Below are 2945 nucleotides of genomic sequence, written 5' to 3' on the forward strand. Positions count from 1 at the left end.
TTTAAATTTTTATAAAAATTCATGGTTTGCATTTTATCTTTAATCATCAATTATTTTTATTGTACAAGCATTCTTTTTACTAATACTTCATTACCTGTTTCCAGTATAATCAGATAAGTTCCTGCGGGAAGAGATGTATTAAATGGCACAACGAAATACGCAGCTTTCGGCTGAGTAACTGCAGGGTAAACTTCATGAGAAACCATGTCTACGATTCGGATTTTGATAGGATTTTGTACTCCCAGACCTACTAAAACTTTAAATACCCCATTATTCGGATTTGGCAGAAGTGTGAATTCTGTTATATTAGAGGCTTTTGTAGGATTAAGTGTAACTCCTGAAGTATTTTCTTCAACAATCACTTTTTTATAGAAAGTTTTTACACACTCTCCCTGAATTCCTTTCAATCCAATTTCATAAGAACCCGGAACTGAGAATTTAAGTTCTAAAAGGTTATTTGTTTTCTGAACAACCTGAATATTATTACCTGGAGGAATTATCCATTCTACTGCCTGTGGCTGAGTTGGCGATGTATTTACCAGTACCACACTGGCTTCTGAATAAGCGTGAGTAGCCAACATAAATTGAGGGTTCAACACTTCAGATGAGTTTTTAATCTTCACACTATCAGTAGCCGTACAGCCTTTAGAATCTGTAATGATTACAGTATATGTTCCTGCCGCAGATAAAGTGATGGTTGCCGAATTACCAATCACATTTCCGTTCTGGTCTTTCCACTGGTAAGTAGCGAGAGGATCATTAATTGCAACGTTATAGGTTTGTGTATCTCCCGAACACAAAGTTACATCTGCTCCTAAATCTACTGTAAGCTGCACAGGATCAATTAAATTATATTGTTTAGTTGAAATACATCCATTCGCATCGGTAACTGTCATCGTATAAGTCCCTGCTGGAATTCCAACATTGTCTACTGTGGTAGTTCCATTAGACCAACTAATGGTATAAGGTGCTTTGCCTCCTGTAATATTGGTTTTAATTTCTCCGTTACTTGCTCCAAAGCAGATAGGATTTTGAACCAAAACATCTGTAATAATAATTTGGTCAGGCTGAATAACCTGTACATTACCTTTCACTTTGCAGTTTTTGGAATCGGTCACCAACACAAAGTAATTTCCTCCCGGCAGTCCTGTAACCGTTGGCGTGGTGTGCATTGTGTTCCATTCATAAGACAAACTTCCTGTTCCTCCTGTTGCATTCACAGAAACCATTCCCGTATTTTGATTATAGCACGAAATGGTATTGGCTGACATGGTAATTGCTAATTGCGGAGGAAAAACAAAAGTATAAGAAGCATCTGCTGTATTATTGTTTACATCGTGTACCAAAACTTTGTAAGTTCCCACAGAACGATCGGCTAAAATTGCTTGTGTTGCTCCTGGAATATCTTGGAAAGTTCCTCCATTGAGTACCTGCCATTGATAGGAATACGCTCCTACACCTCCTGTAACAACCGCTTTCAATTTGCCATCTTCAGCTTCATCAGGAACTCCATTGTTGTCTAGATCCAACTTATAAGGGTAATCATTGGCCACGTTGCAGGAAATCTGCTTTTCAATTTCAATTGTGGCAACTAAAGGAAAAGGCTGTAAGACAATAAATTCCTGCGAAATAATACCACAATTTCCTAATTGGGAGGTTGCATTGGCGTAATTTTTATCTTTTACGGTTAGGTAATAATTTCCGGCAGGAAGATTAGCGAGTTTTATGGTGTATGGATTATTCACGGCATCGGTGGTAATTCCTGTAGAGATAATAGCTCCGGTCGGGCTGTCTTTTCTCCATTCAAAATTATAGCTTCCATCGGTATTAGGTGTTCCACCTGTTACCCGTACCGAAATATACCCGTTGCTTAGTCCAAATCCTGTAGGCTGAACGATTTCAATATCCGCCGAAGGAAGAGCAATTGCTTGTGAAGGTTGAGTAATGGTAACTGTAATTTCTTTTTCAATACTAGAATTAGCAGGGTCTTTTGCAACACATTGGTTAGAATCTCTTACTTTTATTTTATAGATTCCTGCACTCAGATTCTGAATTGCAGTATTATTTCCATTACTAAAATTCGTCCAATCTAAGAATGGTTGTCCGTCTTTGATAACTTTATACTGGTATTGGTTTTGTCCGCCACCTGCGGTAAGATTTATAATACCGTCATTCCCTTGAAAACAATACACATTGGTCTGCGAGGTCATAGAAAAAGTAACCGGTGTAGGTTTGGTAATTTCAAAATTGATGGTATGGGTAGGACTGTCTGTATAGGTCGCATTATTTCCATTTAAAGTTCCCAACAGATCCAATTTATACGTTCCCGGAGGAAGGTTTTGCAAGGTGTAAGAAGTACCGGTCTGTAAATTACTGGTAATATCCTGATTAAGAACAGCTGCTCCTGTTACGGTATTGACCAAAGAGATTTTTAAAGTTTCACCAGAAATTAGTGTCCGATCAAAGTTTAGCGTTACCGTACCATCTGTAGTATCAAAACATTTTGTTGGTGTTACAGAACTGGTAAGAATATGCGGAGCAGACTGAATGAGTGTTAACACTACAGGAGAAGAAACGGACTGATATACCCCATTAGATAAACAAGATGCCACTCGGAAATAAATGTTTTGTCCCACATACTGCGAATAATTTGCTCCGAGAAGATCTTTTGCCGAAACACTTAATTTATTTAAGGTAGATAGAGAGGCATTAATATCCACCCAAGTCACATTATCTAAACTGTATTGATAATGATAAAGATTAGCCGCAAAACCTTGTTTGGCGTAGAGATTTACTTTATCATCACTAGGTAAAAAAGTATTTGGGCTTCCCGCATCCGTTAAAGATACCAAAGTGTGAATGGGCGTTGCTTTCATCTTAAAAGAGATCCAAGACATTCTCGGACTGTGAGTGTCTACATTGTAATTGCCCTCATTACAGATATT

The 2945-nt window shown here is 37.9% G+C and carries 1 protein-coding gene; it reads right to left on the bottom strand.

The window, feature by feature from the left end:
- Positions 1-56: 56 nt before the first annotated feature.
- On the bottom strand, positions 57-2945 hold a 2889-nt coding region (locus BT156_RS21650; RefSeq protein WP_072412987.1), incomplete at its 5' end, for a T9SS type A sorting domain-containing protein.

The sequence above is a fragment of the Chryseobacterium limigenitum genome, from assembly GCF_900114875.1.
GTDB classification, from domain to species: domain Bacteria; phylum Bacteroidota; class Bacteroidia; order Flavobacteriales; family Weeksellaceae; genus Chryseobacterium; species Chryseobacterium limigenitum.